Source organism: Neoroseomonas oryzicola, from assembly GCF_012163135.1.
In the GTDB taxonomy this organism is placed as follows: domain Bacteria; phylum Pseudomonadota; class Alphaproteobacteria; order Acetobacterales; family Acetobacteraceae; genus Neoroseomonas; species Neoroseomonas oryzicola.
On the sequence record NZ_JAAVUP010000002.1, the window covers coordinates 180965 to 206869 of the forward strand.

At 69.7% G+C, this 25905-nt stretch carries 22 protein-coding genes; 18 read left to right on the forward strand and 4 right to left on the reverse strand.

The window, feature by feature from the left end; genetic code table 11:
- The first annotated feature begins 214 nt into the window (after nt 1-214).
- Nucleotides 215-1078, forward strand: coding sequence for a glycosyltransferase family 2 protein (locus tag GWK15_RS07370; RefSeq protein ID WP_245211545.1), 864 nt, complete (start codon nt 215-217; stop codon nt 1076-1078).
- Nucleotides 1079-1083: 5 nt separating this feature from the next.
- Here GWK15_RS07370 and GWK15_RS07375 read toward each other — a convergent pair whose 3' ends face one another.
- Nucleotides 1084-2061 carry a GDP-mannose 4,6-dehydratase gene (locus GWK15_RS07375; RefSeq protein WP_168040655.1) on the reverse strand — a complete coding sequence of 326 codons (978 nt, stop codon included), beginning with the start codon at nt 2059-2061 and terminating at the stop codon, nt 1084-1086.
- A 196-nt stretch (nt 2062-2257) separates the two neighbouring features.
- Here GWK15_RS07375 and gmd point away from each other — a divergent pair, with 196 nt between their 5' ends.
- The 4 genes from gmd to GWK15_RS07395 are packed head-to-tail and all read left to right on the forward strand — an operon-like array spanning nt 2258 to nt 6896.
- The gene (gmd, locus tag GWK15_RS07380) at nt 2258-3343 is read left to right on the forward strand and encodes a GDP-mannose 4,6-dehydratase (protein WP_168040656.1); all 1086 of its coding nucleotides are present in this window, start codon (nt 2258-2260) and stop codon (nt 3341-3343) included.
- Nucleotides 3336-4289, forward strand: a complete 954-nt coding sequence (fcl, locus tag GWK15_RS07385; protein ID WP_209442085.1) for a GDP-L-fucose synthase — start codon at nt 3336-3338, stop codon at nt 4287-4289. Before gmd ends, fcl begins: the two co-directional genes overlap by 8 nt.
- Before the next feature lie 22 nt (nt 4290-4311).
- Complete coding sequence (locus GWK15_RS07390) at nt 4312-5988, forward strand: glycosyltransferase (RefSeq protein ID WP_168040657.1); 1677 nt, start codon at nt 4312-4314, stop codon at nt 5986-5988.
- Complete coding sequence (locus GWK15_RS07395) at nt 5985-6896, forward strand: glycosyltransferase family 2 protein (RefSeq protein ID WP_168040658.1); 912 nt, start codon at nt 5985-5987, stop codon at nt 6894-6896. Before GWK15_RS07390 ends, GWK15_RS07395 begins: the two co-directional genes overlap by 4 nt.
- Here the strand turns inward: GWK15_RS07395 and GWK15_RS07400 are convergent.
- Entirely contained in the window at nt 6893-8236 is a 1344-nt protein-coding gene (locus GWK15_RS07400) for a GTPase (RefSeq protein WP_168040659.1), read from the reverse strand. The two genes, GWK15_RS07395 and GWK15_RS07400, sit on opposite strands and share 4 nt — an antisense overlap.
- A 122-nt stretch (nt 8237-8358) precedes the next feature.
- Here GWK15_RS07400 and GWK15_RS07405 point away from each other — a divergent pair, with 122 nt between their 5' ends.
- Nucleotides 8359-9111: an SDR family NAD(P)-dependent oxidoreductase gene (locus GWK15_RS07405; protein WP_168040660.1), complete on the forward strand. Its 753-nt coding sequence runs from the start codon at nt 8359-8361 to the stop codon at nt 9109-9111.
- Between the two features lie 15 nt (nt 9112-9126).
- On the opposite strand, the gene GWK15_RS07410 is transcribed toward GWK15_RS07405, so the two are convergent.
- Nucleotides 9127-10383, reverse strand: a complete 1257-nt coding sequence (locus GWK15_RS07410) for an MFS transporter (protein ID WP_168040661.1) — start codon at nt 10381-10383, stop codon at nt 9127-9129.
- Nucleotides 10384-10544: 161 nt separating this feature from the next.
- Here GWK15_RS07410 and GWK15_RS07415 point away from each other — a divergent pair, with 161 nt between their 5' ends.
- Genes GWK15_RS07415 through GWK15_RS07435 form a run of 5 tightly spaced genes read left to right on the forward strand, consistent with a single transcriptional unit; the run spans nt 10545 to nt 16345 of the window.
- Nucleotides 10545-11333 carry a VOC family protein gene (locus GWK15_RS07415; RefSeq protein WP_168040662.1) on the forward strand — a complete coding sequence of 263 codons (789 nt, stop codon included), beginning with the start codon at nt 10545-10547 and terminating at the stop codon, nt 11331-11333.
- Nucleotides 11334-11354: 21 nt separating this feature from the next.
- Nucleotides 11355-12947, forward strand: a complete 1593-nt coding sequence (locus GWK15_RS07420) for an ABC transporter substrate-binding protein (RefSeq protein ID WP_168040663.1) — start codon at nt 11355-11357, stop codon at nt 12945-12947.
- Nucleotides 12948-12951: 4 nt separating this feature from the next.
- Nucleotides 12952-13929 (forward strand): ABC transporter permease, encoded by a 978-nt coding sequence (locus GWK15_RS07425; protein ID WP_168040664.1) that lies wholly within the window; start codon nt 12952-12954, stop codon nt 13927-13929.
- A complete protein-coding gene (locus GWK15_RS07430) occupies nt 13929-14762 on the forward strand; it encodes an ABC transporter permease (RefSeq protein ID WP_168040665.1) in 834 nt (277 codons plus the stop codon). The genes GWK15_RS07425 and GWK15_RS07430 overlap by 1 nt, the downstream gene beginning before the upstream one ends.
- Nucleotides 14759-16345, forward strand: a complete 1587-nt coding sequence (locus tag GWK15_RS07435) for an ABC transporter ATP-binding protein (RefSeq protein WP_168040666.1) — start codon at nt 14759-14761, stop codon at nt 16343-16345. Before GWK15_RS07430 ends, GWK15_RS07435 begins: the two co-directional genes overlap by 4 nt.
- 3 nt (nt 16346-16348) lie before the next feature.
- Here GWK15_RS07435 and GWK15_RS07440 read toward each other — a convergent pair whose 3' ends face one another.
- Nucleotides 16349-17113 carry a class II aldolase/adducin family protein gene (locus GWK15_RS07440; RefSeq protein WP_168040667.1) on the reverse strand — a complete coding sequence of 255 codons (765 nt, stop codon included), beginning with the start codon at nt 17111-17113 and terminating at the stop codon, nt 16349-16351.
- 124 nt (nt 17114-17237) lie between these two features.
- Between GWK15_RS07440 and GWK15_RS07445 the strand changes: the two genes are divergently transcribed.
- From GWK15_RS07445 to GWK15_RS07475, 7 genes are all read left to right on the forward strand, one after another.
- The gene (locus GWK15_RS07445; protein ID WP_168040668.1) at nt 17238-19433 is read left to right on the forward strand and encodes a N,N-dimethylformamidase beta subunit family domain-containing protein; all 2196 of its coding nucleotides are present in this window, start codon (nt 17238-17240) and stop codon (nt 19431-19433) included.
- Nucleotides 19434-19520: 87 nt separating this feature from the next.
- Entirely contained in the window at nt 19521-21092 is a 1572-nt protein-coding gene (locus GWK15_RS07450; RefSeq protein ID WP_168040669.1) for an ABC transporter substrate-binding protein, read from the forward strand.
- 4 nt (nt 21093-21096) lie between these two features.
- A complete protein-coding gene (locus GWK15_RS07455) occupies nt 21097-22041 on the forward strand; it encodes an ABC transporter permease (protein ID WP_168040670.1) in 945 nt (314 codons plus the stop codon).
- Entirely contained in the window at nt 22034-22918 is an 885-nt protein-coding gene (locus GWK15_RS07460) for an ABC transporter permease (RefSeq protein WP_168040671.1), read from the forward strand. Before GWK15_RS07455 ends, GWK15_RS07460 begins: the two co-directional genes overlap by 8 nt.
- The gene (locus tag GWK15_RS07465) at nt 22915-23892 is read left to right on the forward strand and encodes an ABC transporter ATP-binding protein (RefSeq protein ID WP_338147208.1); all 978 of its coding nucleotides are present in this window, start codon (nt 22915-22917) and stop codon (nt 23890-23892) included. Before GWK15_RS07460 ends, GWK15_RS07465 begins: the two co-directional genes overlap by 4 nt.
- Nucleotides 23889-24872, forward strand: coding sequence for an ABC transporter ATP-binding protein (locus GWK15_RS07470; protein ID WP_168040672.1), 984 nt, complete (start codon nt 23889-23891; stop codon nt 24870-24872). Before GWK15_RS07465 ends, GWK15_RS07470 begins: the two co-directional genes overlap by 4 nt.
- A gap of 8 nt (nt 24873-24880) precedes the next feature.
- Entirely contained in the window at nt 24881-25903 is a 1023-nt protein-coding gene (locus GWK15_RS07475) for a succinylglutamate desuccinylase/aspartoacylase family protein (RefSeq protein ID WP_168040673.1), read from the forward strand.
- Nucleotides 25904-25905: the final 2 nt, after the last annotated feature.

Below are 25905 nucleotides of genomic sequence, written 5' to 3' on the forward strand. Positions count from 1 at the left end.
CAGCGAACAGCGACATCGAACTCGCAGCAAGGCGCGGCGCCTCGGTACCGGCGGGCGCAATGACATCACGCCGTGCCATGCCGGCCTCTTGACAGCCCTTCTGCATCAAGCTGACCTACCCCACATCATATTTGAACTCCACGATGCGCCTGCTAGGCCCAACTGTTTGCAGCGCACAACGCTTGGGTGCAACAAGAAAAGATTTCGACTGATGATGCAGGGCCTCGTATCGGTTATCACCGTTTGTCGAAACGCTCAAAAAACAATAGGAGCCTGTATCGAATCAGTTTCACGACAAAGCTATCGCGCACTAGAGCACGTTATCATTGATGGTGGTTCATCAGACGGAACGCTTGAGATCCTTGAGGGTCATCGGCACGCATTTGCGGCATTCGTGAGCGAGCCGGACCGAGGCATATATGACGCGATGAACAAGGGGATCGCTCGCGCCCAAGGCGAGTTTGTTATCTTTCTCAATTCCGATGACATCTTTGCCGGCCCGAACGCTCTGCGCGACGCCATGGCCGAGATCGCCCGGCAGCCGGACGGCGACGTCTATTACGGCGCGCTTGAGATCCGCGGCGCCGGCACGCCCTTCGTGCATGTCCCGCCGCCACCCGACCAGGCCGCGGCCGAGATGGTGCTGGGCTGCCTGCCGCACCAGGCGACGCTCGCGCGGCGCGAGGTCTTCGCCCGCACCGGGCCTTTCGACCTGCGCTGGCGGCGCCATGCCGACTACGACTGGTGGCTGAAGGTCCTGTGCGACCCGTCCATCCGGCTGCGGCAGATCCAGACCGTCATCGCGTCCTTCGCGATGGGCGGCGCGTCCTCGGACCTCGCCAAGGGGCAGCCGGAGGTCTTCGCCATCCAGAACGCCTCCCCCCTTTATCGGTCGCCCGAATGGGACCGCCGCAGGATCGAGATGTTCCAGGGGGCCTGGCTTTCGGAACGTATGGAGGCGGCGCGGCTGCGCGAAGGCGGCGCCGGCGGCCCGGGCTGGAAGGCGCGGATCGCACGCCACCTGCCGCCTGGGATCCTGCGGGCCCTGCAGGCGCTACGGCGGCGCCTGGGCCGCTAGCCGCGTCACATCCGCGCGCGCCAGCGGGCGAGATCCGCCTCCACCATCTCGCCGACCATCTCCTCCAGGGACACCTCCGGCACCCAGCCGAGGCGTTCCTTCGCCCGGGTGGCGTCGCCCACCGTGACGTCGAGGTCGACCGGGCGCAGGAATGCGGCATCGACGCGGACATGGTCCTGGTAGTTCAGGCCGACGCAGCCGAAGGCCACCTCGCACAATTCGCGGATCGAGGTGGCGCGGCCGGTCGCGACGACGTAGTCCGCCGCCTCGGCGTGCTGCAGCATCATCCACATGGCGCGGACATAGTCGCGCGAATGGCCGAAATCGCGCCGCGCGTCGAGGTTGCCCATCGCCAGTTCGCTCGCGAGGCCAAGGCTGATCCGCGCCGCGCCGTCGGTGATCTTGCGCATCACGAACTCGATGCCGCGCAACGGGCTGTCATGGTTGAACATGATGCCGTTGCAGGCGTGCAGGCCGAAGCTCTCGCGGTAGTTCACCGTGAGGTTGTGGGCGAAGACCTTGGCCGAGGCATAGGGGCTGCGCGGGTTGAGCGGCGTGTCCTCGTTCTGCGGCTTCGACCCGGCGCGGCCGAACATCTCGCTCGATCCCGCCTGGAAGAAGCGCGTGGCGGGGGAGGCGATGCGCACCGCCTCGAGCATGTTGGCCGTGCCGATGGCGGTGACCTGGGCGGTCAGCAGCGGCTGGTCCCAGGACATCCGCACGAAGGACTGGGCGGCGAGGTTGTAGATCTCGTCCGGCTTGACCCTGTCCATCAGCCGGATCAGCGAGGACAGGTCGATCAGGTTGCCGTCCACCATCTGCACCGCGCCGGTGCAGCCGAGGCGGCGCAGGCGTTCCTGCACGGCCTCCGACCCGCCATGGCGGTGGTGCAGGCCGAACACCTCGTATCCCTTGTCGAGCAACAGGGCGGCCAGGTAGGCGCCGTCCTGGCCCGTCACCCCGGTGATCAACGCACGCGGCATGGTCTTCCGATCCCGGCTGGCTGCATGGGCGGGGTCCATACACGCCATCCGGCGGGTGCGCCAAGGCGTGGCGCGCGTTGATGGACCGACATCGCAACAAACCCTGCCCGGCAGGCTTCCGGCGCGGGGGTCATGTCGCTATAGACACGCCGCTTCAGGCGCCCGGCGGCGCCGAACTCCGATCGTAAGGATGCCCATGTCCGCCACCCGCAAGGTTGCCCTCATCACCGGCGTCACCGGCCAGGACGGCTCCTACCTGGCCGAGCTGCTGCTCGCGAAGGGCTACGAGGTGCACGGCATCAAGCGCCGCTCCTCCTCCTTCAACACGGCGCGGGTGGACCACCTCTATCACGACCGGCACGAGCAGGGCGTGCGCTTCTTCCTGCACTACGGCGACCTGACGGACGCGACCAACCTGATCCGCATCATGGCCCAGGTGCAGCCGACCGAGATCTACAACCTCGGCGCCCAGAGCCATGTCGCCGTGTCCTTCGAGACACCGGAATACACCGCGAACTCGGACGCGCTCGGCACGCTGCGCCTGCTCGAGGCGATCCGCATCCTCGGCATGGAGAAGACGACGCGCTTCTACCAGGCCTCGACCTCGGAGCTGTATGGCAAGGTCCAGGCCGTGCCGCAGGACGAGACGACCCCCTTCTACCCGCGCAGCCCCTACGCCGCGGCGAAGCTCTACGGCTACTGGATCGTGGTGAACTACCGCGAGGCCTACGGCATCCATGCCTCGAACGGCGTGCTCTTCAACCATGAGAGCCCGCGCCGCGGCGAGACCTTCGTGACCCGCAAGATCACCCGCGCGGTGGCGGCGATCAGCCTCGGCCAGCAGGATTGCCTGTATCTCGGCAACCTCGACGCGCAGCGCGACTGGGGCCATGCGAAGGATTTCGTCGAGGGCATGTGGCGCATCCTCCAGCAGGAGAAGGGGGACGACTACGTGCTCGCGACCGGGGTGACGCACACGGTGCGCCACTTCTGCGACCTCGCCTTCGGCGAGGCGGGCATGAGCCTCGAATGGAAGGGCAGCGGCGTCGAGGAGACCGGCGTGGACCGCGCCACCGGCCGCACCGTCGTGCGCGTCGACCCGACCTATTTCCGCCCGACCGAGGTCGACCTGCTGATCGGCAACCCGGCCAAGGCGAAGCGCGTGCTTGGTTGGTCGCACACGATCACGCTGCCCGAGCTTGCGCAGGAGATGGTGCGCGCCGACATCGCCCTGCTGCGGGATGCGGCGCCGGCCATCCCCGGGCAGCGGTCGCATGGCTGAAGACATCTTCCCGATCGCCGGGCGGCGGATCTACGTCGCCGGGCATCGCGGGATGGTGGGCTCGGCCTGCGCGCGCCGGCTCGCGGCCGAGGGCGCGGAGGTCCTCACTTCCGACCGCGCGAGCGTCGACCTCCGCCGCCAGGCCGAGGTCGAGGACTTCATGGCCGAGGCGAAGCCGGATGCGGTGATCGTCGCCGCGGCCAAGGTCGGCGGCATCCTCGCCAACGACACCTATCCGGCCGAATTCCTCTACGACAACCTGATGATCGAATCGCACCTGATCGAGGCATCGCATCGGGTGGGCGTGAACAGGCTGCTCTTCCTCGGGTCGTCCTGCATCTACCCGCGCGAGGCGCCGAACCCGATCAACGAGGACGCGCTGCTGACCGGGCCGCTCGAGAAGACCAACGAGTGGTACGCCATCGCCAAGATCGCCGGCATCAAGTTGTGCCAGGCCTACCGGCGCCAGTATGGGCGCGACTACATCTCGGCCATGCCGTGCAATCTCTACGGGCCCGGCGACTACTTCCACCCCGAGCGCAGCCACGTCATCCCCGCCCTGCTGCAGCGCTTCCACGCCGCGGCGCAGGACGGCGCGGAGGTCGTGACCTGCTGGGGCACCGGCACGCCGCGGCGCGAATTCCTGCATGTCGACGACCTGGCCGAGGCCTGTTCCTTCCTGCTGCGCCGCTATTCGGGGGAAGGGCACCTCAACATCGGCACCGGCACCGACATCACCATCCGCGAACTGGCCGAGACGATTGCGCAGGTGACGGGCTTCAAGGGCCGGATCGAGTGGGACACGACCAAGCCCGACGGCACCATGCTGAAGCGGATGGACGTGTCGCGCATCGCCGCGATGGGCTGGCAGGCGCGCATCGGCTTCGCCGAGGGCCTGGCGCAGACCTACGACTGGTTCCTGCAGCAGTCCGACCTGCGGCGCTGAGGGCGCCGCGCGGGGCCGCGGGATGAGGATCGCCTTCTTCGGCCTCGGCTACCATGCGAGGACGGGGTCCAGCCGCTTCTTCCTCGACCTGCTGGAACGCCTGGGCGAGGTCGACACCTTCTTCGCCGAGGCGGACGTCGCCGATGTGCGCCGCCGGTGTGCGGGCTTCGTCGAGGACCGCTACGACGCCATCGTGATCTGGCAGCTGCACGAGGCCTTCGCGCTGCTGTCCGGGCGCCATCCCAACGTGACCTTCGCGCCGATGTACGACGCCATGGTCCGCGGCGGCGCCTTCGTCTGGAAGCCGTCCTGGAACGCGGCGAAGATCCTGTGCTTCTCCTGGGCGCTGCGCGCCGAGGTGATGCGTCGTGCACCGCTGCACGCGCATGTGCAGTACTTTCCCGATCCGGCGCAGCATCCCGCGGTCACCGACTTCGACACGCTGCGCGGCTTCCTCTGGTACCGGCGCCGCGACATCCCGCCGGAGGCTGCTTTCGCCCTGACGGAAGGCACGCCCTTCGCGAGCCTCGCCATCCACGACGCGCCCGATCCCGGCCATGACGCGCCGTGGAATCCGGCCGCTCCGCCGCACGTCGCGACGCTGACGCGCACGGCCTGGGGCGAGGATCGCGGCGCCTTCGATGCAGCGCTGCGCGGCGCAAATGTCTTCTTCGCCTCCCGCCCGCTCGAGGGCATCGGGATGTCCTTTCTCGAGGCGATGGCGGCGGGGCTCTGCGTCGTGGCGCCGGATGCGCCCACGATGAACGAGGTGATCTCGCACGGCGCGAACGGGCTGCTCTATCCGCCGGGGTCGCGGGCGCCGCTTGATTTCGGCGATGCGCGGCGGATCGGCGCCCGCGCCCGGGAGAGCGTCGCCATCGGACGGCGCCGCTTCGAGGCGGCGGTGCCGGGCCTGCTGGAGTTCGTCGCGACGCCCTTCGCCGCGCTGGCGCGGACGGCGGGGCGGCGAGGGATCCTTCTGCCCGCGCGGCCGGCCACGGCGGCGCCGGAAATCGGCATCGTCCTGGACGGCACGATGCCCGCCACGTCCTGGATCCTCGCCCCCGCCGCGGGCGACGCCGTGGCGGAACCCGCGATGCTGGCCGCCGCGCTGGCCGGCGCCCCGCCCGAAGCGGTGGCGATCCGCGGCCATCATCTGGTCCTTACCGCCGATGGCGCGGAACATCTTCGCCGCACGGCCGACATCGCGGCGGCCTGGTCGCGCCTGACGGCGGGCAGCGCCGAAGTCGCGGGGTTCGGGATGCCCGCGGCCACGCTGCTGCGCGCCGATGCGTTGCGGCGGATCGGCGCGTCGCCGCCCGCGACGCCGCCGGAACTCGGCGACCTGCTGCTGCGCTGGCACGACGAAGGGGCGCTGATCCACGACGCCGACGAGGTGCTCGCGACGTGCCCGGAATCCGACGACCGTGCCGGCTGGATCGCGCTGGTGGAACGGCGCGCTGGCCCTGCCGTCGCTGGCCGCCTGCGCGATGCCTTCGCCGTCGCAGATACGGCCACAGCCGAGGCCGCCCGGCGCACGCGGCCGGCGCGGATCGCCTTGGACTGCGTCGCTGCGGCCGATCGCCTCTCGCCGGCCCTCGGGCGCCTGGCGGAGTCGATGATCCTCGGCGGCGGCCTGCGGCGGCTGCGGTCCATGCTGGCCGGGAAGCGTGCGCGCGGCGAGGATGGCGCGGCATGACCGCGCCCCGATTCACCATCGTTACGCCCTGCCTCAACCGCGCCGCGACCATCGGGGCCGCGATCGAGAGCGTCCTCGCCCAGCACCATCCTTCGGTCGAACACATCATCGTCGATGGCGGATCGACCGACGGCACGGCCGAGGTGCTGGCGCGCTACCCGCATCTGACGGTGGTGCGGGAGAAGGACCGCAACCTCTATGACGCCATCAACAAGGGACTGCGGCGCGCGACCGGCGATATCGTCGGCCTGCTGAACAGCGACGACCTCTATGCGCCGGGCGCCTTCGTTGCGGCGGAGGCCGTGCTGGCCGATCCGTCGATCGCGATGGTCATCGGCGCCGCCGAGTTCTTCACGGAACAGGACGGACGCGAGGTCGTGACGCGCCACCTCTCCGGCGCCGCGGCGGTCGGGCTGACCGAAGCGAATGCGATCGGCAACGTCACGACGATGAACGCAGCCTTCTACCGGCGCCCGCTGATCGAGGCGGTGAAGGGCTTCGACGACCGGTTCCCGCTCGCCGCGGACAAGGATTTCTGGCTGCGGCTGGTGCTGCTCGCGCCGCGGCACGTCATCATCCCCGACACCGTCATCCGCTACCGCAGCCATGCCGGTTCGCTGACCTTCGCGGCAGGCGACCTGCGCGACAAGCTGTCGCGGCATCTGCTGGAACTGGCGCGGACGCGGCTGGCGGAGACGCCGCCGGGGTCAGCCGAGCGCGCCGCCTATCGGCGCTGGCACGCCTGGGCGGTCGGCTACCGCGCCATGGTGCAGGCACGCGCCGGCAGCATCGGCACAGCGTTGCGGACGATGGGCGCGGGCTTCGCCCTGGACCCGGCCTGGCCGTTGCGTTTCCTCGCGCGGTTGCCGGAACACTGGCGCGATCGCGCCGTGCGGCGCGAGGCCTAGAGCCCGCGCCGGGCGAGGAAGTCGTCCACCACGCCGCCGAGCCCGGGCTGCTCGACCTCCTCATAGGCATAACGCGCGCGCACCACCGGCTTGCCCAACCCCGGGATCACCGCGATGTCGGCGGGCGTTCCTGAGATGACGACGTCTGCCTCCGATGCCGCGATGGTTGCCGCCAGCGCCGCGCGCTGCCCCGGATCGTAGCCCATCGCCGGCAGCACCGGGCCGAGATGCGGAAAGGCCGCGAAGACGCGTGCAATCGCGGGCGCGGCCGAGCGGCGGGGATCGACGATCTCCGCGACGCCGGCCGCCTGCGCCGCCGCATATCCAGCCCCCGTCGCCATGCCGCCATGGGTCAGCGTCGGTCCATCCTCGACCACCAGCACGCGCCGTCCGCGCACGGCCGCCGCATCCTCGAGCGTGATGCGGGACGCGCCGCGCAGCAGCGTCGCCCCAGGGTTCAGGACGTGCGCTGCCGCGGCGACCTGCTCGACCGCCGCCGCGGGCGCCGCGTTGGCCTTCGCGACCAGAACGACGTCCGCCATGCGCAGCACCGCCTCGCCGGGGTGGTAGGCGCTTTCATGGCCCGGCCGTAGCGGGTCGACCAGCGTGATCAGCAGGTCCGGCCGGATGAAGGGGAAGTCGTTGTTGCCGCCGTCCCAGAGGATGACGTCGCTCTCGGCTTCCGCCTGGCGCAGGATGGCGGCGTAGTCCACGCCCGCATGCACCACGCCGCCGGCGGCGATGTGAGGTTCGTATTCCTCGCGTTCCTCGATGGTGCAGTCGGCGGCGTCGAGGTCGGCACGCGTCGCGAAGCGCTGCACCGCCTGGCGCGCCAGGTCGCCATAGGGCATCGGATGGCGCAGCACGCCGACGCGCAGCCCGCGCGCCTTCAGGCGGGATGCGATCCAGCGCGCGACCTGCGACTTGCCGCAGCCGGTGCGCACCGCGCAGATCGCGATCACCGGGCGGCTGGAGGGGATCATCGTCGCCCTCGGTCCCGGCAGCGAGAAATCCGCCCCCGCCGCCAGCGCGATGGAGGCAAGATGCATCACATGCGCATGCGGCGCGTCGCTGTAGGCGAAGACCGCCTCGTCGACCTCGCGATCGCGCAGCAGACGACCCAGCGTCGCTTCCTCCTCGATCGGGATGCCGGCCGGGTAGAGCGGCCCGGCGAGCGCGGCCGGATAGGCGCGCCCGGCGATATTCGGGATCTGCGCCGCGGTGAAGGCCACGACCTCCCGCGACGGATCCTCGCGGTAGACCGTGTTGAAGACGTGGAAGTCGCGCCCCGCGGCGCCGAGGATCACCACGCGCCGGCGTGTCGTTGCCCCTGCGGTCATGGCCGTCTCCTGTCCCTGCGCGCAAGGTCAGCAGCCCGGTCCGCGCGCCGTCAAGCGCGGGCCCTGCCGCGCCGGCGCGGCGCATGCTATCGGCGCGGGATCGTTGCGAGGGGAAACGCATCATGGGCGTGCTGGACGGGAAGGTCGCGCTGGTCACCGGCGCCGGGAAGAACATCGGGCGGGCCATCGCGCTGACGCTCGCGCGCGACGGCGCGACGGTGGTGGTGAACGGGCGCTCCGACCAGGTGGCGATCGAGGCCGTGGCGGAGGAAATCCGGGCCGCGGGCGGCCGCGCCGAGGCGATCCTCGCCGACGTTTCCACGGCGGATCAGGTCGCGCGCATGGCCGACCAGGTCGCCTCGTCGCTCGGTGGTGTCGACATCCTCGTCTCCAATGCCGGGCTGCGGCGGCAGACGCCGTTCCTGCAGATGAGCGTCGAGGAATGGCGGGAGATCCTCTCCGTCGCGCTGGACGGCGCCTTCATCCTGACCCGCGCCTTCGTGCCGCAGATGATCGCGCGCGGGGGCGGGTCCGTCATCGCGCTGTCGGGCATCTCGACCCATGTCGGCACGCCGAACCGCGCGCATGTCTCGGCCTCCAAGGCGGGGCTCGAGGGGCTGATCCGCGCGCTGGCGGTCGAGCTCGGGCCGCAGGGCATCCGCGCCAACTGTGTCGCGCCCGGCGCGGTGGACACGGTGCGCGGCGCGAGCGCCGGCGCGATGCCGCAGACCCTCGGCCGCGACGAGGGCATCCCGATGCGCCGCAAGGCCGCGGTGCAGGAGATCGCGGACGTGGTCCGCATGCTCGCCGGGCCGGAAGGCGGATATGTCTCCGGCCAGACCATCCACGTGAATGGCGGCGCCTTCCTCGGCTGAGGAGGCCGCTGCGGGCTACCGATGCCGCGCATTCGCCGCGGCATCGGCGGGCCACAGATAGGGGCGCCACGCCAGCGCGATGGCCACCGTCGCGACCAGCCCGATCCCCGCGAAGGCCGTCGCCGTCGCGGCGAAGCCGAACCAGGCGATGAGCGGCCCGGCGCCGAGCAGTCCGACCGGCAGCCCGTAGACCGCCAGCATCCGCAGTCCCATCACGCGACCGCGGAAGGCGTCCTTGGTCACGCGCAGCAGCAGCACGCCCATCGGAACCATGCAGAAGCTCTGCACGAAGCCGACCGCGGCGAGCAGCACCATGCCTGCCGCCGCATCGCGAACCTGCGCGAAGCCGAGCAGCAACAGGAACCAGATGAGGGATGCGGCGAGCATCGTGCGCGCCGGCGGAAAGGCGCCGCCGCGCGCGCTCAGCACCATCGAGCCGATCAGCGCGCCCGTCGCGAAGACGGCGATCAGCCGCCCGAGCCCACCCTGGTCCATGCCGTAGATGTCACGGGCGACGTGCGGCAGAAGCCCGCCCGTCAGCGGATAGGCGAGGAAGTTCGCGAGGAAGGCGAGGCACATCGCGGCAAGCAGCGCCGGGGCCGCGCGCACATAGGCGGCGCCGTCCATCACGTCGCGCCAGACGCGCGTCACCGGGGCGGCCCCAGCCGGGACGTGGATGCGCGATTCCTCGATGCCGGTCATCAGCAGGAGGCTCGTCAAATACAGGCCGGCGACCACCAGATAGGCCTGCCCGACGCCGAGGGCCGCGACCAGCGCCGCGCCGGACAGCGCGCCGACGATGCGGGCGGTGTCGGCGCTCATGCGCTCGATGCCCATCGCGCCCATCAGGTAGGGCGCGGGCATGGTCGCGCCGATCAGCGCGTTCCGCATCCCGATGTCCGAAGGCCGCACCAGCCCGGCCAGCAACGCCACCACGAAGATCGCCGAGATGCCCAGCATCCCGGTCAGCGCCAGGCCCGCGAGCGTCAGCGCCAGTGTCAGGTAGGCCGCGCGCATGGCGATCAGGACCCGCCGATGCCCGAGCCGGTCGCCCATCACGCCGAACATCGGCGAGATCAGCGTGCCGACGAATTGCAGGGCGCCGAACAGCGTGAGCACGACCACCGATCCCGTCTCGGCCAGGACGTACCAGGCGAGGATCAGGGTCTCCATCTCGAAGGCCCAGGAGGTGGCGAGGTCGGCGGGCCACTGGAAACGGAAGCTGCGCTGGCGGAAAGGCGCCAGCACGGAGGCGCGCGGTGCTGTGCTCACCTGGCGTGGCCGGCGGACATGGATCGTTTTCCCCCTGGGCACCGTTCCGGCGCCCGTGCGGGGAGTATGCGGCAGCGTCGCGTGGGGGCGAAGCCCCGCGCCCCCATGTTGCGGCGCATCACGGTCGGTGCCTAGTATTCCGGCCCATCAGGGAGACGAGCATGCTGACCAGCCTGACGGGGCTCGACCACCTCGTCGTCGCCGTGCGTGACCTCGACGCCGCCGCCGCGGCCTGGTCGGCGCTTGGCTTCACCTTGTCGCCGCGCGGTCTGCACAGCGCGCATATCGGCAGCGCCAACTACACCATGATGTTCGGCGAGGATTACCTCGAGCTGCTCGGGGTGGTGACGCCGACGCCGCACAACCAGGCGCTCCGGGACTTCGTGGCGCGGCGCGAGGGGCTCGACCGCGCGGCCTTCACCACGACCGATGCCGCCGCGGGCGTCGGCGCGCTGCGCGCGCGCGGCGTGGAGGCCATCGGCCCCGTCGATTTCGGCCGCCCCGTGCCGCTGCCCGACGGCGGCGAGACGGAGGCGCGCTTCACCGTCTTCCGCTGGCCGCCGAGCCAGCGCGTGGGCGGCCTCGGCATCTTCGCCTGCCAGCACCACACGCGCGACGCGGTCTGGGTGCCGTCGCTTCAGCAGCACGCCAACGGCGTGACGCGCATCCGTCGCGTGCTGGTTGCGACGGACGACCCGGCGGGCGCGGCCTCGGGCCTCGCGGCCGCCATCGAAGGCGGCGTGCGGCCCGACGGCGCCTTCCGCTTCGTCGAGACGGGCGTCGGCCGTGCCTCCGTCGGCTTCGCGCCGCGGGCCGCCATCGCAGCACTCGCCGGTTGCGCCGAGGATGCGCTGCCGCGCGAAGGCGGCGCAGCCATGGTGCTCGGCACGGCCAAGCCCCGTCCGCCCGGCTTCGCCACGGGCGTTGCCGTCATCTTCGAACCCGCCTGATCCCGCGCCAGGAGAACGACAATGTCCGGACCGACCCGCCGCGAGATGCTGCTTCTCGGCGCCACGGCCATGCTGCCGGTGCCCGTCGCCGCGCAGGAGGCGCCGCGCCGCGGTGGTGCGCTGACGGTGCATTTCGCGACCGAGCAGCGCATCCTCAACCCCTCCCTGCAGGCCTCGACAGGCGTCTACATCGTCGGCGGCAAGATCCAGGAGGCGCTGCTCGACCTCGACGCGCAGGGCAATCCGGTCGGCGTGCTGGCCGAGTCCTGGGAGTCCGCGCCGGATGGCCTGACCCATACCTTCCGCCTGCGCCGCGGCGTGACCTGGCATGACGGCAAGCCCTTCACCTCCGCCGACGTGCAGTTCACGGCGATGGAGATGTGGAAGAAGATCCTCAACTACGGGACCACCCTGCAGCAGTTCCTGACCGAGGTGCAGACGCCCGATCCGCACACAGCGGTCTTCAAGTACGAGAAGCCGATGCCGCAGGGCCTGCTGCTGCGCGCGCTGCCCGACCTCGGCTACATCTCGCCCAAGCATGTGTTCGAGACCGGCGACATCCGCCAGAACCCGGCGAACACCGCGCCGATCGGCACCGGTCCCTTCAAGTTCGTGCAGTACGAGCGCGGCCAGTTTATCATCGCCGACCGCAATCCGAACTACTGGCGCGACAACATGCCCTACCTGGACCGCGTGGTCTGGCGGGTCGTGAGCGACCGCGCCGCGGCGGCCGCGCAGCTCGAATCCGGGCAGCTCCTGTTCAGCCCCTATTCCTCGCTGGCCATCGCCGACCTGCAGCGCCTCGGCCGCGACCCGCGCTTCGAGGCGACGACGCGCGGCAACGAGGGCAATGTCCGCACCAACACGCTGGAATTCAACTTCCGCAACCCGGTGCTCGCCGACATCCGCGTGCGCAAGGCGATCGCGCATTCCCTGAACGTGCCCTTCTTCATCGAGAACTTCCTCGGGCCCTTCGCCAAGCCGGGCACCGGGCCGATCCCCTCGGTGTCGACCGACTACTACCCGACCGAGCCGATGCCGCAGTATGGCTACGACGTCGCGCTGGCGAACCGGCTGCTCGACGAGGCCGGCCAGCGCCGCGGCGCCGGCGGCGTGCGCTTCAGCGTCCGCCTGCTCCCCGCCCCCTGGGGCGAGGACATCGCGCTCTGGGCGACCTTCATCCAGCAGTCGCTGCAGCAGGTCGGCATTCGCGTCGAGATCGTCCGCAATGACGCCGCCGGCTTCCTGCGCAGCGTCTACAACGACTGGAACTTCGACCTCGCATCCGGCTGGCACCAGTACCGCAGCGACCCGGCGGTCAGCACGACGGTCTGGTACCGTTCCGGTAGCCCGCGCGGGGCACCCTGGACCAACCAGTGGGGCTGGAAGGACGACCGCATCGACGGGATCATCGACGCCGCGGCGACCGAGGTCGATCCGGTGAAGCGCAAGGCGCTCTACGCCGACTTCGTGCGCGCGGTGCAGACGGAACTGCCGCTATGGATGCCGATCGAGCAGATCTTCGTCTCGGTGTTCAACCGCCGCGTCCGCAATGCCGGCAACAACCCGCGCTGGGCGTCCTCGACCTGGCACGACACCTGGCTGGCGTCGTGACGCCTTGAGGGTCCTGCGGCTTGCGCTGAGGCGGCTCGCCGCCTCGCTGCCCACGCTCGTGCTCATCCTGGTCGGGCTGTTCCTGCTGCTGCAGCTCGCCCCGGGCGACACGGTCGATGCGCTGATGGCGCAGATGGGCGGCGGCGACCAGGCGCTGGCGGAGGAACTGCGCCGCTTCTACGGCCTCGATGTCGGGATCGCGGCGCAGCTCGGGCGCTACCTGATGCGGTTGGTGACGCTCGACCTCGGCTTCTCCTCGATCTACGGCAAGCCGGTCGCGACCGTGATCCTCGAGCGCCTGCCGGCGACGCTGCTGCTGATGGTCTCGGCGCTGTCTTTCGCCTTCTTCTTCGGGCTGGTGCTCGGCGTCGTGGCGGCGCGGCGGGTCAACAAATGGCCCGATACGCTGATCTCGACGCTGGGGCTGGTCTTCTACGCGACGCCGTCCTTCTGGTTCGGGCTGATGGCGATCGTCCTGTTCAGCGTCTACCTGCAATGGCTGCCGGCAGGCGGCTTCGGGGACATCACCCAGAACCTGACCGGCATCGCCGCCGTGCTCGACATCGCGCGCTACCTGGTGCTGCCGACGCTCACGCTGGGGCTGATCTTCCTCGCGATCTACCTGCGGATCATGCGGGCCTCGATGCTGGAGGTGCTGTCGCTCGACTTCGTGCGCACCGCACGGGCGAAGGGGCTGAGCGAGACGCGGGTCGTCGCGCGGCACGTCCTGCGGAACGCCATGCTGCCGATGGTCACGCTGATCGGGCTGCAGGCCGGCACCATGCTCGGCGGGTCGGTGGTGGTGGAGAGCGTCTTCGCCCTGCCGGGCCTCGGGCGGCTGGCCTATGAGAGCGTCGTGCAGCGCGATCTCAACACGCTGCTCGGCATCGCCTTCATCTCGGCGGTGCTCGTCATCTGCATAAACTTCCTCGTCGACATCCTCTATGCGCGGCTCGATCCGCGGATCTCGGCGGAGTCCTGATGCGCGCGCTGAAGGCCTATTGCCGCAGCCCGGCGGCGCTGATTGGGACCGCGATCCTGATGGCCGTCGTCGTCATGGGGGTGGGCGCGACTTTCTTCTATCCGAACGATCCGCTTGGCCTGGCCGGACGGCCTCTGCAATGGCCAGGCGCCAACCCGCGTTTTCCGCTCGGCACCGACCCGTCCGGGCGCGACATCGCGGCGCAGTTGTTCCATGGCGCGCGCGTATCGCTGCTGATCGGCTTCGTCGCGACCTCCATCGCGGTGATGATCGGCATCGCCATCGGTGCGCTGTCCGGCTTCTACGGCGGCGTGACGGACACGGCGCTGATGCGCGTGACCGAGGCCTTCCAGACCCTGCCCAACTTCCTACTGTTGCTGGTCCTCGTCGCGGTGTTCGGCTCGACCATCGAGACGGTGACGATCGCCATCGGCCTCGTCTCCTGGCCACCGGTCGCGCGGCTGACGCGGGCGGAGTTCCTCACCCTGCGCACCCGCGACTTCGTGCAGGCCTGCCGCGTGCAGGGCCTGTCCGACCTGCACCTGATCGTACGGGAGGTGCTGCCCAACGCGCTGCCGCCGGTGATCGTCTATGCCTCGGTCGTCATGGCGGTGGCGATCCTGCTCGAGAGCGCGCTGGCCTTCCTGCAACTGTCGGATCCCAACGTGCCGTCTTGGGGGAACCTCATCGGCCTCGGACGCAACGTGCTGCGGACGGAGTGGTACGTCTCGGCTATTCCGGGTGTCGCGATCCTGCTGACCATCCTCGGCGTGTCGCTGGTGGGGCAGGGGCTCAACGACGCGCTGAACCCGCGCCTGGCGGCCAGCCGATGACGCGGCTCGCGGTCGAGGGGCTGACCATCCGCCTGCCGCGCGGTGCGGACCGCGAATTCGCCATCGAGGATGTCTCGCTCAGCGTCGCCTCGGGCGAGATCCTCTGCGTGGTGGGGGAGAGCGGGTCGGGCAAGTCGGTCACCGCCTCGGCCGTCATGGGGCTTTTGGCGCCGGGCCTGTCCATCGCGCGCGGCAGCATGGCGCTGGCGGGGGAGGATCTCTGCACCAAGACGGCCGAGGAATGGCGCGCCATCCGCGGCCGTCGCGTCGCGATGGTGTTCCAGGAGCCGATGACGGCGCTGAACCCGCTGATGACGGTGGGCGCGCAGCTCGAGGAGATGTGGCGCGTCCATCTCGGCCTCGATGCGCGGGAGGCGCAGCGCCGTGCCGTCGCCGCGCTGCGCGAGGTGAACCTGCCGGATCCGGAAGGGGCGGTGCGTGCCTATCCGCACGAACTGTCGGGCGGGCAGCGGCAGCGCGTGATGATCGCCATGGCGCTCGCGCTGGAACCGGAAGTGCTGATCTGCGACGAGCCGACCACCGCGCTCGACGTCACGACCCAGGCGCAGGTGCTGGCGCTGATCAAGGACCTGCAGAAGCGGCACGGTACCGCGGTCATGTTCATCACGCATGATTTTGGCGTGGTGGCGGAGATCGCGGATCGCGTCGCGGTCATGCGGCTCGGTCGCGTGGTGGAGGAAGGGACGGCGCGGGAGGTGCTGACCTCCCCACAACACGAATACACCCGCGCGCTGCTAGCGGCCGTGCCGGGGCTGCATGCGCCCGCGCCGCGCGAGCTCGCGCCCGACACGGTGCTCGAGGTGCGCGGGCTGACGAAGACCTATGCCTCGCGCGGCGTGTTCCGCCGCCGCAAGCCGGTGCGCGCGCTGGACGATGTCTCGGTCGCGCTGAAACGCGGTTCGACGCTCGCAATCGTGGGCGAGAGCGGCTCGGGGAAGTCGACGCTGGCGCGCTGTGTCGTCGGGCTGCTCGGGTCCGATGGCGGGCAGATCGTGGTTGCCGGCGCGCCGCTACCCAAGGGCCGGCGCGATGCCGCGCGCCTGGTGCAGATGGTGTTCCAGGACCCCTACGCGTCGCTGAACCCGCGGCGAAAAGTCGGGGCGCAGGTGGCGCAGGGGCCGATGGCCGCTGGCACGCCATCCGCGCAGGCGATGGCGGAGGCCCGGGAACTGTTCTGCACCGTCGGCCTTGATCCCGATGCGGTCGATCGTTTCCCGCATGAATTCTCCGGCGGCCAGCGCCAGCGCATCGGCATTGCCCGGGCGCTCGCGATGAAGCCGGAGGTGCTGGTGGCGGATGAGCCGGTCTCGGCGCTCGACGTCAGCGTGCAGGCGCAGGTGCTGGCGCTGCTGCGGGAATTGCAGGAGCGGCTCGGCCTCTCGATTCTCTTCATTACCCACGACCTGCGCGTTGCGGCACAGCTCTGCGACGAGGTCGCGGTGATGCGCAACGGCGTGGTCGAGGAAGCGGGGCGGATCGGGGAGGTCTTTTCCGCCCCGCGCAGCGCCTATACGCGCAGCCTGATCGAGGCGATCCCCGGCCGCGCGCTGTTCGCGACCTGACGCTCAGGTCGCGTAGTCGGGTTCCTCGCGGTCCAGCACCCGGCGCCAGGCATCGAGGTGCAGCCGCGCGTCGAGCTTCTCGCCCCAGGCGCCGGTGTGATGGCGGCGCAGGTTGTCCGGCAACTTGTGCAGCGGCAGGCCCGTCTGCATCGCGGTCATCTGGTACATGGTCGTGCGCTCGGCCATGTAGGTCTCGTCGAAGGCGTCGTGGACGGTCGGGCCGACCACCGTCACGCCATGGCCGCGCATGACCATGATGGTCTTGTCGCCCATCAGCCGCGCGATGCGGTCGCCTTCCTCGTTGCTGTGGACGGGCTGGTCGCCCTCGCCGTCATAGACCGTGCGGTCGTTCAGCAGCAGGCTGTTGTGGTGCGAGAGGGAGAATTCCGCGCCCTCGATCATCGACAGCGCCGTCAGCCAGCGCGGATGGACGTGCACCACGCAGGTCGCCTTCGGGTTCGCGAGGTGGATGCGGCAATGGATGTGGAAGGCGACCTTGCGGAGCTCGCCCTTGCCGCGCAGCACCTGGCCGTCGAGGTTGCAGACGATCAGGTCGCTCGCCCGCAACTCCTGGAACAGGTAGCCGCGGGGGTTGATGAGGAAGGTCGGCTCCGCCTCGTCCGGCAGCATCAGCGAATTGTGGTTGCCGATGTGCTCGTTCCAGCCAAGCCGCGCGCCGATGCGGAACACCGCGGCCATGTCGCAGCGGAGCGCCCATTCGCGTTCCTCCGCCTTGCTGCTGGTGAGGGTGCGGACGACATTCGCCATCGGGGCCTCCTGCGCTGCCGGGGCAAGGCTGGCACGATCCGCGGGGCGGCGCCAATGGGGGGTGGCGTTGACGCGCGCGCCGCATCGCCGGACGCTGCCGCACCCGCCGCCGAGGAGTGCCGCCATGTCCCCGCCGCTGCCGATCGCCGAACTGCCGATCACGGGCTACCTCGACCGCTTCTCGCATCGGCCCGGCGAACGCTTCACGGCCCATGTGAGCGTGCGGGACGGCGGGACGGCGCGGGCGCGTCTGGTGCGGGTGATCTCCGGCGATCCGAACCCGGCCGGTCCGGGGCTGCGCTTCGAGGACCTGTCGCAGCGCTTCGACGTAACCTTCGCGGGACGTCGGCAGCCGATCCGGCTTGGATCCCACGCGGTGGTGCCGCGCGCACCGCGCCGCGCGGCCGGGCCGCTCACCTGGACGGCGCTGGTCTGGATGGCCGCCCTGCCGCCGGGAGAGGCGACGATCCTCTGCGAAGTGGCCGAGGGCGTTGCGTCCACCCTGGCGATCGGGCGCGACGGCGTGACGGGCATCGTGAGCGCGGATGCGCAGGCCGTCGTCGTCGCGACCGGACGCGCGCCCGCCCTGCGCCGCTGGTATCGCGTCTGGCTGAGCGCCGATCCCGGCACCGGCCGCGTCGCGGTCGGCGTGGCGCCGTTGGACGGCGGCGCGGCGACGGTGGCGACCGCGGTGGTGCCCGGCCTGCGGATACCGCCGGGCGGCGGGCGCATCACCATCGCGGCGAATGGGGCCCCGCAGCCGTCCAACCACTTCACTGGCAAGATCGAGGATCCCGCCCTGCTCGAGGGCTATCGCGACGCCTGGCCGCATCCGGACGCGACGCTCGCCGCGCTGGCGCCGATCGCGGGCTGGGACTTCGCGCGCGACATCCCGACGCAGCGCATCCTCGATATCGGCGATCAGGCCTGCGACGGCCACCTCGTGAACATCCCGACCCGCGCGGTGGTCGGCGCGCGCTGGTCAGGGCGCGAGATGTGCTGGCGCCACGCGCCGGCGGACTACGCCGCGATCCATTTCCACGCCGACGACCTTGGCGATTGCGGCTGGCAGGCGGACTTCGCCTTCGAGGTGCCGGCCGGCCTCCGCAGCGGCGCCTATGCCTTGCACCTGACCTGCGAGGGCGGAGAGGACTGGCTGCCGCTCTACATCCTGCCGCCGCGCGGGGAGGCGCAGGCGAGGGTCGCCTTCCTGGCCTCGACCTTCACCTACCAGGCCTATGCCAACCATGCGCGCGGCAATGCCGATGCGGCGTACAAGGCGCGCGTCGCGGCCTGGGGCGCTTATCCGCACAATCCCGACGACTTTCCGATCTACGGACGGTCCACCTACAACAAGCATCCGGACGGCAGCGGCATCGCCTTCTCGTCGCGGCTGCGGCCGATCCTGACCATGCGGCCGGGCTTCCTGACCTTCAACGATGCGCGCGGGTCGGGGCTGCGGCATTACCCGGCCGACACGCACCTGCTTGCCTGGCTCGAGGCGAGGGGGATCGCCTTCGACGTCATCACCGACGAGGACCTGCACGAGGAAGGCGTCGGCCTGCTGAAGCCCTACAGCGTGGTGATGACGGGCTCTCACCCGGAATACCACACGCTGCAGACCCTCGATGCGCTGGCCGCCTACACGCGGGACGGCGGGCGCCTGATGTACCTTGGCGGCAACGGTTTCTACTGGCGCATCGCGGTGACGCAGACGCTGCCGGGCGTGATGGAACTGCGCCGGGCCGAGGGCGGCATCCGTGCCTGGGCGGCCGAGCCTGGCGAATACTGGCACCAGACCGATGGCGCCTATGGCGGGCTGTGGCGGCGCAACCGGCGGCCGCCGCAGATGCTCGCCGGCGTCGGCTTCTCGGGGCAGGGGCTGTTCGAGGGCACGCATTACCGCCTGCTGCCGCTCGCGCGCGATCCGCGCCACGCCTGGATCTTCGACGGCGTGGAGGGCGAAACCTTCGGCGATTACGGCCTGTCGGGCGGCGGCGCCGCCGGCTTCGAACTGGACCGGGCCGACTTCGCGCTGGGCACGCCGGAGGGCACGGCGATCCTCGCGCGGTCCGAGGATCCACCGGCCTCCTTCGTCACGGTGCCTGAGGAGCTGCTGTCGCACATCGCGACCGTCACCGGCGAGAAGCCCGATGCGCTGAAGCGCGCCGAGATCGTCTACTTCGAAACACCCGGCGGTGGCGCCGTCTTCGCCACCGGATCGATCACCTGGTGCGGCAGCCTCTGGCAGGATGGCGCCTTCCAGGGCCCGGTCAGCCGCATCATGGAGAACGTGCTGCGCCGTTTCGCAGCGCAATGACGATCATCCCCGGTTGACAGGCCGCGGATCGCGTCGGACGCTTCGCGCAATTCGGGTGGATCACGCATTTTCCGGGGGATGGTGCTCATGAAGCGCTCTCGTCTTGCGTCCTCGATCCTCGCGGTGGGCCTTGGCCTGCCGGCGGCGGCCCTCGCGGCACCATTCCAATGCCCGTCGCGCGGAGGCGACATCGTCTTCGGGCAGGAAGCCAACGTGAACTCGCTGGACCAGATGACGTCCAGCACCATCTCGACCCGCAACATCGCGATGAACATCTACGAATCGCTGATGACGCGCGACGAGAACAACCGCCCGATCCTCGAGCTCGCTGAGAGCATGGAGGAAGCGCCGGACGGGATGACCTACACCTTCCGGCTGCGCCGCGGCATCACCTTCCACAACGGCAAGCCGATGACCTCGGCCGATGTCGCGGCCTCCTTCAACCGCTACAACCGCATCGGGCTGCAGCGCAGCACGCTCGACAACGTGGCGGGCTGGGACACACCGGACCCGCACACCTTCGTCATCCGCATGAAGCAGGTGCAGCCGACCTTCATCGAGGCGTTGTCTTCCTTCTCGGTGCCGATCGTCATCATTCCCTCCGAGCACGAGAACGACGAACGGCAGCAGCTGCGCACGGTCGGCACCGGGCCGTTCCGGCTTCTGGAATTCACACCGGGCAGCCATGCGCGGCTCGGCCGCTTCGACGGCTACCAGCCGAACACGGCCTTCGAGCAGCGGACCGGATTCGGCGGCTATCGCGTCGCCTGCGTCGACACCGTCACCTTCCGCATCGTGACCGAGGCTTCCGCCCGCGTCGCCGGCCTCGAGACCGGCGCGCTGCATGCGGTGGAGGACGTGCCGACCCGTTCGGTCGAGGCGCTGCGCCGCAACAGCGCCATCACCATCCTGCCGCTCGAGAACTGGTGGATCCAGATCGCGCTGCCCAACACATCGACGCCGCCGACCAACAACCTGGCTTTCCGCCGCGCGGTGCAGGCCGCGCTCGGCATGGAAGACATCATGGATGCGGCGACGGACGGCAACTATCGCCTGAACGTCGGCTTCCAGTTCCCCGGCCGTCCCGCCTACACGGACGCCGGCAAGGAGACGTACAACATCAACGACCAGGCGCGCGCCCGCGCGCTGCTGCGTGAATCCGGCTATCGCAACGAGCCGATCACCATCCTGACCAACCGCGACTATCCGCCGATGTACAATGCGGCGCTGGTCATGCAGCAGCAGATGCGCGCGATCGGCATCAATGCGAACCTGCGCGTGGTGGACTGGCCGACCTCGGTGCAGATGTCGCAGCGGCTGAACAGCGACGAATGGCATTTCTACCATTCGGGCTGGGGCACGCAGCCGGCGCTCGGCGCGCTCGCGACTATGCAGTTCCTGGTCAGCCCCAATGCCGCCTATCGCCCGCGGGACGACCGCGACGATCCGGAGGTGATGGCGGCGTGGAACGCGATGAACAACGAGCGTTCCGCCGAAGCCCGCCAGGCCGCCTTCGCCACCATGCAGCGCCTGGTGCTGGAACGGGTCTACGCCATCCCCTTCGGATCGCTGACCAAGGTGCAGGCGGTGCGGTCCAACGTGCAGGGCTTCGTGCCCTTCCGCATCCCGCGCTTCTCCAACGTGTGGGTCCAGCGATAACGCCATGGCCGGGGTCGCCTTCCGCCGCCTGCTGAGCGCGATCCCGGTTCTCCTCATCGTCAGCCTGATCTCCTTCGGGCTGATGCGGCTGATCCCCGGCGACCCGGCCGCTGCCATCGCCGGGGTTTCCGCCACGCCGGCGCAGATCGAGCAGCTGCGCCGCGACCTCGGCCTCGACCAGCCGATCTACATGCAACTACTGGATTATTATCAGGGGCTGGCGCGGGGCGACCTCGGCAAGTCGCTGCTGCTCGGCAAGGGCGTCTTCGCCGCGACGATGGAACGGCTGCCGGTGACGATCGGGCTGTCGCTCTATGCCCTGGTCTTCACCCTGCTGATCGGAATCGCCAGCGGCATCGTCGCGGCGCTGCGGCAGAATTCCTGGGTGGACCAGGCGGCGATGATGTTCGCGATGATCGGCATCTCGGTGCCGAACTTCTTCCTCGGCCTGCTGATGATCATCCTGTTCGCGGTGCATCTCGGCTGGCTGCCCTCGGGCGGCTACGTTGCCTTCAGCCAGGATCCGGCAGGGTGGCTGGCGAGCACGACCATGCCGGCCTTCTCGCTCGCGCTGCTGCAGGCGGGGCTGCTCGCGCGCATCACGCGGTCCTCGATGCTGGAGGTGCTGCGCCAGGACTACATCCGCACCGCGCGCGCCAAGGGGCTGCCGCAGCGCAAGGTGGTGCTGAAGCACGCGCTGTCGAACGCGCTGATCCCGATCGTGACGGTGGTCGGCATCATCGTCTCCCTGCTGCTCTCGGGCGCAGTGGTGACGGAGGCGCTGTTCTCCCTGCCCGGGATGGGCCAGCTGCTGACACAGGCGGTGCTCAGCCGCGACTATCCGATGGTGCAGGGCGGGCTGCTGCTGGTCACGACCTTCCTCGTGCTGGTGAACATCACCGTGGACACGCTCTACGCCGTGCTCGACCCACGGGTACGCTATGAGTGACGTCGCGGACGCCGAAGGCATCGCGCTCAAGCGCGAGCACCCCGCGCGGGCGACGCTGCGGCGGCTGTTCCGGCATCGCCTGTTCGTCACCGGGTTGCTTCTGTTCGGCGTGATCGCCGTCATCGCCATCACGGCGCCCTGGATCACCACGGCCGATCCGCAGCGCCTGTCGATGCGCAACAAGTTCCTCCCGCCCGGCGAGGCCTGGGTGTTCGGGACCGACAATTTCGGACGTTCGCTGTGGTCGCGGGTGGTCTGGGGCGCACAGCTGTCGATGATCATCGGCGCGTCCGTGGTCGGGCTAAACGCGGTGTTCGGTACGCTGATCGGGGCGCTGGCCGGGTATTTCCGGCGGCTCGACAACGCGCTCATGCGGGTCAACGACGCGCTGATGGCGTTTCCGGCCATCCTGCTCGCGATCGCGGTGACGTCCGTGCTCGGGCCCTCGACGCTGAACGTCATCCTGGCGCTGTCGATCGTCTACATCCCGCGCACCGCGCGCATCGTCCGCTCCTCGGTCATCGTGCTGCGGGAGATGGAATACGTGCAGGCCGCGGTCGCCGCCGGCGCGGGGCATTGGCGCATCCTGCGCCATCACATCCTGCCGAACGCCATGGCGCCGATGATCGTGCAGCTCTCCTTCCTGTTCGCCTATGCGGTGCTGAGCGAGGCGACGCTGTCCTTCCTCGGCGTCGGTGCGGTGCCGCCGACGCCGACCTGGGGGAACATCATGGCCGAGGGCCGCGACTTCATGCGAGAGGCCCCCTGGATCATCACCATCCCCGGCGTCGCGCTGATGATCACGGTGATGGGGCTCAACTTGCTTGGCGACGGGCTGCGCGACGTGCTCGACCCGCGGCTCAGGATCCAGCAGTGAATCTTCTCGAGGTCCGCGGCCTGACCACCGCCTTCATGACCGGACGTGGCGAGGTGAACGCCATCGAGGAGGTCTCCTTCTCGCTGAAGGAAGGGGAGATCCTCGGCATCGTCGGCGAGTCCGGCTCGGGCAAGTCGGTCACCGCGCTCACCGTCATGGGCCTGCTGCCGCAGCCCCCGGCGCGCGTCGCCGCCGGCGAAGTGGTGTTCAACGGCCAGAACCTCACGCGCATGTCGGATCGCGACATGCAGCGCATTCGCGGCCCCGGGATCTCGATGATCTTCCAGGAGCCAATGACCTCCCTGAACCCGGTCTTCTCGATCGGCGACCAGATCATGGAGACGATCGCCGCGCATGAGCGCCTGTCCCAGGCCGATCTGCGCAAGCGCGCGATCGACATGCTGGACAAGGTCGGCATTCCCTCCGCCTCGAAGCGGTTGGACGATTATCCCCACCAGATGTCCGGCGGGCAGCGCCAGCGCGTGATGATCGCCATGGCGCTCGCCTGCAATCCGAAGCTGCTGATCGCGGACGAGCCAACCACAGCGCTGGATGTCACGATCCAGGCGCAGATCCTCGACCTGCTGATGGACCTGCGCGACGAGTTCGGCATGGCGATCATGATCATCACCCACAACATGGGCGTGATCGCGGAGACCGCGGACCGGGTGCTGGTGATGTATGCCGGGCGGGTCATTGAGGAAGCACCGGTGGCGCAGGTCTTCGACCGCCCTCTGCACCCCTATACGCGTGGCCTGCTGGAATGCGTCCCCTCCTTGACCGAGGACAAGCCGCGCCTGGTCGCCATTCCCGGCACGCTGCCCGAACCCGCGCGCCGTCCGCCGGGTTGCCGCTTCGCCCCGCGCTGCAGCCACGCGCTGCCGGCCTGCTCCGAAGCAATCCCGGGTCTCGAGCTGCTGGAGCCCGCCCACGCCGTCGCCTGTTTCCGCGCGAAGGAGCTCGCGCCGGCATGACCACGCCCCTGGTCACCGCGACCGGCCTGTCCAAGCATTTCGAGGTCGGCGGCGGCGGCTTCTTCGGCCTGCGCAAGGCCGCGACGCTCAAGGCGGTGGACGAGGTCTCCTTCACCATCAACGCCGGCGAGACGCTGGGCCTGGTCGGCGAATCCGGCTGCGGCAAGTCCACCCTCGGCCGGCTGCTGCTGCGGCTGATCGAACCGACCTCCGGCACCATTACCTTCGACGGGAACGACATCACCCGCATCGGCCGGATGGAGATGCGCGGCTATCGCCGGTCCATGCAGATCATCTTCCAGGACCCCTATGGCGCGCTGAACCCGCGCATGTCCGTCGAGGACATCATCGCCGAGCCGCTTGTCATCCATGGCGAACGCCCCGGCGCCGAGACGCGCCGCAAGGTGACGGAGATGCTCGGCAAGGTCGGCCTGCCGGCACGCGCGCTCGACCGCTTCCCGCATGAGTTCTCGGGCGGCCAGCGCCAGCGCATCGGCATCGCCCGCGCGCTGGTCCTGCATCCGCGGCTGATCGTCTGCGACGAGGCGGTCTCCGCGCTCGACGTGTCGGTGCAGGCGCAAATCGTCAACCTGCTGCAGGACCTGCAGCGGGAGATGGGGCTGACCTACCTGTTCATCGCGCACGACCTGTCCGTGGTGCGGCACATCTCCGACCGCGTGGCGGTGATGTATCTCGGCAAGGTGGTCGAGGTCGCTGACAAGAAGACGATCTACGCCGCGCCGCTGCACCCCTACACCCAGGCGCTGATCGCCGCGGTGCCGGCGCAGCATCCGGCGCAACGGTCGCGCGGCCGGCGCCAGCGGATCGCGGGCGACATTCCCTCGGCGCTCAACCCGCCGTCCGGCTGCCGCTTCCACACGCGCTGCCCGCACGTCATGCCCGTCTGTCGCGAACGCGCGCCGGAGCTGCGCGAAGCCGCTGCGGGCCACCAGGTCGCCTGCCACCTGACCGATACCTGAGGAACGCCATGTCCCAACAACGGAAGTCCCGCCTGGTCCCGGAAGTGGACTTTGCGAAGGATGGCAAGCAGACAGGCTTCATCCGCCTGTTCCATTCGACACATGAATCCGCCTACGGCTTCCTGCCCGTGCCGATCGTGGTGGTGAAGAACGGTGAGGGGCCGACAGCGCTCTTCACCTCCGGCAACCATGGCGACGAGTACGAAGGCCAGGTCGCGCTGACCAACCTGATCAAGTGGCTCGAGCCCGGCATGATCAAGGGCCGCGTCATCATGATGCCGATGGCGAACTACCCGGCGGCGCTGATCGGCCGCCGCGTCTCGCCGATCGACGACCTCAACATGAACCGCATCTTCCCCGGCGACCCCGATGGCACGGTGACGCGGCAGATCGCGCACTACATCGACAGCGAGCTCATCCCGCTCGCTGACCTGGTGATTGACCTGCATTCCGGCGGCTCGTCGCTGAACTACATCCCGACGGCGCTGGCCAAGCAGTCCGCCGATCCGGCGCTGTACCAGAAGCAGCTCGCCGCGCTGCGGGCCTTCGGCGCGCCCTACACCTACATCCAGGGCGGCGCGCAGGGACAGGGCGGGGACCAGACGCTCGGGTCCGGCGCGGACCGGCGCGGCAAGATCGCGCTCGGCACGGAACTGGGCGGCGCGGGGGCGGTGAACGCGTCAGGCCTCGCGATCGCCGAGCGCGGGCTGCGGAACCTGCTCGTCCATCTCGGCATCCTCGGGCAGGCGCATTTCGTCGAACCCCCGGCACCGACGCGCTTCCTCGATGTGCGCGGACCCGAGATGTACGTCTATGCGCCCGAGAACGGCGTCTTCGAACCGCTGGTCGAACTGGGCGACACGGTCGCACCCGGCACCTCCGCCGCGCGCATCCACATGCCTGAGACACCGTGGCTGCCGCCGGTCGAGATCGCCTTCAAGGCCGCCGGCATCGTCATGTGCAAGCGCATCCCCGCGCGCACCAAGCGCGGGGACTGCCTGTTCCACTTGGCGAGCGACCTCGCCGTCTAGCC

Bases quoted from the DNA above. Each gene is read 5' to 3' on its own strand.
- GWK15_RS07430 (WP_168040665.1), top strand. From the start codon at position 13,929: ATGCGCGCGCTGAAGGCCTATTGCCGCAGCCCGGCGGCGCTGATTGGG.
- GWK15_RS07400 (WP_168040659.1), bottom strand. From the start codon at position 8,236: ATGACCGCAGGGGCAACGACACGCCGGCGCGTGGTGATCCTCGGCGCC.
- GWK15_RS07475 (WP_168040673.1), top strand. From the start codon at position 24,881: ATGTCCCAACAACGGAAGTCCCGCCTGGTCCCGGAAGTGGACTTTGCG.
- GWK15_RS07420 (WP_168040663.1), top strand. From the start codon at position 11,355: ATGTCCGGACCGACCCGCCGCGAGATGCTGCTTCTCGGCGCCACGGCC.
- GWK15_RS07460 (WP_168040671.1), top strand. From the start codon at position 22,034: ATGAGTGACGTCGCGGACGCCGAAGGCATCGCGCTCAAGCGCGAGCAC.
- gmd (WP_168040656.1), top strand. From the start codon at position 2,258: ATGTCCGCCACCCGCAAGGTTGCCCTCATCACCGGCGTCACCGGCCAG.
- GWK15_RS07370 (WP_245211545.1), top strand. From the start codon at position 215: ATGCAGGGCCTCGTATCGGTTATCACCGTTTGTCGAAACGCTCAAAAA.
- GWK15_RS07445 (WP_168040668.1), top strand. From the start codon at position 17,238: ATGTCCCCGCCGCTGCCGATCGCCGAACTGCCGATCACGGGCTACCTC.
- GWK15_RS07440 (WP_168040667.1), bottom strand. From the start codon at position 17,113: ATGGCGAATGTCGTCCGCACCCTCACCAGCAGCAAGGCGGAGGAACGC.
- fcl (WP_209442085.1), top strand. From the start codon at position 3,336: ATGGCTGAAGACATCTTCCCGATCGCCGGGCGGCGGATCTACGTCGCC.
- GWK15_RS07470 (WP_168040672.1), top strand. From the start codon at position 23,889: ATGACCACGCCCCTGGTCACCGCGACCGGCCTGTCCAAGCATTTCGAG.
- GWK15_RS07435 (WP_168040666.1), top strand. From the start codon at position 14,759: ATGACGCGGCTCGCGGTCGAGGGGCTGACCATCCGCCTGCCGCGCGGT.
- GWK15_RS07405 (WP_168040660.1), top strand. From the start codon at position 8,359: ATGGGCGTGCTGGACGGGAAGGTCGCGCTGGTCACCGGCGCCGGGAAG.
- GWK15_RS07415 (WP_168040662.1), top strand. From the start codon at position 10,545: ATGCTGACCAGCCTGACGGGGCTCGACCACCTCGTCGTCGCCGTGCGT.
- GWK15_RS07395 (WP_168040658.1), top strand. From the start codon at position 5,985: ATGACCGCGCCCCGATTCACCATCGTTACGCCCTGCCTCAACCGCGCC.
- GWK15_RS07455 (WP_168040670.1), top strand. From the start codon at position 21,097: ATGGCCGGGGTCGCCTTCCGCCGCCTGCTGAGCGCGATCCCGGTTCTC.
- GWK15_RS07390 (WP_168040657.1), top strand. From the start codon at position 4,312: ATGAGGATCGCCTTCTTCGGCCTCGGCTACCATGCGAGGACGGGGTCC.
- GWK15_RS07450 (WP_168040669.1), top strand. From the start codon at position 19,521: ATGAAGCGCTCTCGTCTTGCGTCCTCGATCCTCGCGGTGGGCCTTGGC.
- GWK15_RS07375 (WP_168040655.1), bottom strand. From the start codon at position 2,061: ATGCCGCGTGCGTTGATCACCGGGGTGACGGGCCAGGACGGCGCCTAC.